Origin of the sequence: Variovorax sp. CAN15 (genome assembly GCF_030462475.1) — a bacterium.
Classification (GTDB): Bacteria; Pseudomonadota; Gammaproteobacteria; order Burkholderiales; family Burkholderiaceae_C; genus Variovorax.
On sequence record NZ_JASMRZ010000162.1, the window covers coordinates 1 to 3,249 of the forward strand.

The following is a 3,249-nucleotide window of genomic DNA, read 5'->3' on the forward strand; positions in this document are numbered from 1 at the left end:
GGCCAAGGCCCGTCACGCGCAATGACCACGGTCACGACGTCGGCGCCAGCATCCAAGGCGATCGCGGTCGGCTCCCCCCAGACGTGGACGGTCGAAACGCGCGACATCAACCTGGCGAACACCTTTCAGCGCTGGGCCGGCGTGGCTGGCTGGCGCGTGCGCTGGGACGCGGCCATGCACGTGATGGTCGAGGCCCCTGACAGCGTCTCCGGCAGCTTCGAAGACGCAATCACGGCGCAACTCTCTTCCCCCGGCATCGCCAACAGCGCCTACCCATTGGAGGTCTGCTTCTATCCCAACACCCCCCCGCTGGCGCGCATCACGCGCAAGGGCGATCAAGCGAAGGACTGCCAATAAATGAACAACTCCCAAACGACGATTGCCCGCGCGCTGCTGGCCTGCCTCACTCCCGCTCTCTTCGCAGGCTGTGCCGACGTAGGCGGACGGCTTGCCAGCGACGGCGCGCGCGTGCGCGATCAAGCGTCGGCCGTCACGCTCGGCACGAGACAAGCGCCTTTGACCATCGCCCCGTCAACGCTCGGTTCGCCGACCGACGCCGACGCGCGCGCCGCGGCCGCTCTCAACGCTCCAGTTGCACGCCGAGCCACCCGAGCATGGATCGGCGCGCGCATGACCGCCGTGCAAAGCGACGAAGTGCTCCCGCCAATCTTCACTGAGCCCAAGCAGTTCAACTTCGACGACAAGGGCGGCCGGGTGACGATTCAAATCATTGCTGAGCGCCTGAGCCGCATGACGAACGTCCCAGTGCGCGTGCAGCCGGATGTGTACGCGCCTCTTGCAGGACGAAGTGGAAACGCCGGTGCTGGTCTTCAAGGCAACGGCCAAATGCTGGCGCCCTTGACGATCGCACCGCTGCCAGGCGCAGCGCTTCCACCCGGCTCGCCCCTGTCTGGAGGCAACGCCTCCTTTCCGACGATGAGCGCCGGTACGGCCGCCCAGGGCACGCCGCTTCCCGGCGCGAACTCCCTGGGCAACCCCTTCGAGCGCGACTACCGCCAGCCGATCACGGACGTCGACAGCGTGGACATGCGCTGGAACGGCTCCCTCTCGTCCTTCCTCGACCACGTAACGGGCCGCCTGAACCTCAGTTGGTCGTATCGCGATGGCGTCGTTGTGATTGAGCGCTACATCACAGAGAGCTTTGAGATGTCCGCGTTCGTCGGAACGCAGGACTTCAAGATGACGTTGGGCAGCACCAGTTCGGGCCAGACCGGTGAAAACGGAAACACTGGCGGCACCAATGCGGCAATGGACGTGAACGAGTCCGGAAAGATTGCCGTACTCGAATCGCTGCGCAAGTCGATCGAGACGATGGTGAAAGACACCGGCGGTTCAGTGCTGCTGTCCGAAGGCTCCGGCCGGTTCACGGTGACCGCCACCCGCGATGTGATGAGTCGCGTGCGAGAGGTCATCAAGCACGAAGACGCTGCGATGAATAGGCGCGCGCACATCCAGCTCGACATCTACAGCGTCACGACGAACAACGCCGACGAACGCGGCGTCGACTGGAACCTGGTGATCAACAACGTGGCACGCACCTGGGGCGCCACGATCAAGTCGCCTGCATCGCTTGGCGGAAACCTGGGCGGCTCGATGAGCTACTCGGTGCTGGCTCCCGCCGACGGCGTGGACCCATCCGGATCGCAGGCAAGGTTCGCCAACAGCACCGCGATGCTGAAGCTCCTCCACGACATCAGCGACACAGCCCAATACCGCCCGGTCTCGATGATGGCAATGAACCGGCAATGGTCGCGAAAGACCAGCCTCAAGACGGACGGATACCTGTCCGAAACGACACCTGCCACCGCGTCCTCCGTGGGGTCCGGCGCGCCAGGCCTGAAGACTTCCTCCATTGTCACGGGTGACAAGTTCATGGTGCAGCCCGCCATTCTCGACAACGGCACGATTTTGCTGAAGCTCGGGATCTCGCTCACCGAACTCATCAGCCTCTTCGAAGTGACAGCCGGCAGCGGCGCCACCTTCCAGCGCGTGCAAACGCCCGTGACCTCCGGCACTGACGATCAAATGACGATCCGCTTGCAGCCCGGAGAAGTGAGCGTGCTGACCGGCCTGTCTCGACGCCTCGCCTCGAACGGCACCCGCACGCTCGGCGATGGGGTTCCGGTCGGCCTGGGCGGCAGCAGAACGGCTGGCTACAAGCGCGAAGATTTCCTGATCGTCGTGCGGGCGACGCCTCTCCAGTAACGGGTGAAACGATGGCCACCGTTGTGAAGGAATTTGGAGAGGGCAGGGGCGCGCTGGTAGGCGGCCTCGAATGGGGCGTGCTGCCCGCGGGCGGGAAGACCAACGCGCGCATCCGCGAGTTGGCAAAAGGCCCGGGTGCGTCGCATGCGGTTCGGGTGATCTCGACCCTTCGCGAAGACGTCAGGCTCAAGAAGCGCACAGTCACCGTCCACAAAGAGGCGGTTGGCCTCTACACGTCGTTGGAGGGCAGCAAGCCTGCGCGCAACACCCATTCGCTGGCTGCAGCTTTTGCAGCTTGGACGAGAGAGCATCCACGGGCGTTGCTGAGCGTGAAGGTCCTCAAGGACCGTTGGGCGGTGGTCGTAGTCATCAACGGTCATCCGGTACTTGACAGGCTGGAGTCGTCTTCGGAGGCGGCACACGCGATCTGCGAAAGCTACCTCCAGTCGGGCCAGCGAATGTCGGTCTTCAGCGACGACAAAGGCCGCTATCCCGACGCCCTGGTCCACGACGAATTGCTCGACAGGATCAGCGCCGCGACGAGCGAGCAGACCCGTCTGAAGCCGGTTCCTCGGGACATGGTCCGGTTGGCGGTGATCGGCTTCGTGGTCTGTGCGCTCGCCGCCGGCGGCCTCGTCTACTCGAAGGCAGAGCAGGAGCGAAAGCGCTTGGAGGCACTCCAACGGCAACGCGATGCTGACCCGGTTCCCAAGTACCTGAACGCGCTCGCCGATGCGCGCGAAGCCGTGGGCGTGGAGCGCAGCGCAATGAAGTCCGGCATCGAATCTGCGATGAAGACGCCGCTCGCGCCCGACGGCTGGAACGCCACGCGGATCTCGTGTGTTCAGGGCGGCCTCTGCGAAGTGCGGTACTCGCGCACGACCGGCACATTCAAGGGCCTCCAGGCCGCCGTCGCCTTTTTGGCTCTCGCCCCGGCATTCGAGATCAACCTGAACGAAGCGCGCATGACCTGGCAACAGTCCATGACCGCGTCGAGGTTGGCCGCCGACATACAGCTACCGG

Annotated in this window: 3 protein-coding genes; all 3 read left to right on the forward strand. The window is 64.6% G+C overall.

What is annotated here, in order from left to right; all coding sequences use genetic code 11:
* A partial coding sequence (locus tag QMO14_RS32950; protein WP_301512328.1) for a TcpQ domain-containing protein occupies positions 1-357 on the forward strand: 357 nt, incomplete at its 5' end.
* On the forward strand, positions 358-2,226 hold the full coding sequence (locus QMO14_RS32955) for a hypothetical protein (RefSeq protein ID WP_301512329.1): 1,869 nt from the start codon (positions 358-360) through the stop codon (positions 2,224-2,226).
* 11 nt (positions 2,227-2,237) lie between these two features.
* Positions 2,238-3,249, forward strand: a 1,012-nt coding sequence (gene pilO2 / locus QMO14_RS32960; protein WP_301512330.1) for a type 4b pilus protein PilO2, incomplete at its 3' end; no start/stop codon positions are given.

Bases quoted from the DNA above. Each gene is read 5' to 3' on its own strand.
- QMO14_RS32955 (WP_301512329.1), top strand. From the start codon at position 358: ATGAACAACTCCCAAACGACGATTGCCCGCGCGCTGCTGGCCTGCCTC.